We start from the raw sequence: 647 nt of genomic DNA, 5'->3' as shown, positions 1-647 counted from the left end.
TGTCGCCACACTTCCACCTCGAACCTATCAACCTGATCATCTTTCAGGGATCTTACTAGCTTGCGCTATGGGAAATCTCATCTTGAGGGGGGCTTCATGCTTAGATGCTTTCAGCACTTATCCCTTCCGCACATAGCTACCCAGCGATGCCTTTGGCAAGACAACTGGTACACCAGCGGTGCGTCCATCCCGGTCCTCTCGTACTAAGGACAGCTCCTCTCAAATTTCCTACGCCCACGACGGATAGGGACCGAACTGTCTCACGACGTTCTGAACCCAGCTCGCGTACCGCTTTAATGGGCGAACAGCCCAACCCTTGGGACCGACTACAGCCCCAGGATGCGATGAGCCGACATCGAGGTGCCAAACCTCCCCGTCGATGTGGACTCTTGGGGGAGATAAGCCTGTTATCCCCGGGGTAGCTTTTATCCGTTGAGCGATGGCCCTTCCATGCGGAACCACCGGATCACTAAGCCCGACTTTCGTCCCTGCTCGACTTGTAGGTCTCGCAGTCAAGCTCCCTTGTGCCTTTACACTCTACGAATGATTTCCAACCATTCTGAGGGAACCTTTGGGCGCCTCCGTTACTCTTTAGGAGGCGACCGCCCCAGTCAAACTGCCTGCCTGACACTGTCTCCCACCCCGAT

At 55.5% G+C, this 647-nt stretch carries 1 rRNA gene; it reads right to left on the bottom strand.

From position 1 onward, the window contains the following. A 23S ribosomal RNA gene (locus AC3WJF_RS23070) occupies positions 1 to 647 on the bottom strand; the annotation flags it as partial.

It is taken from the genome of Heyndrickxia sp. FW510-T9 (assembly GCF_058781025.1).
Note: the sequence above shows the minus strand (reverse complement) of the source record. Positions and strands in the feature narration are given on the sequence as shown.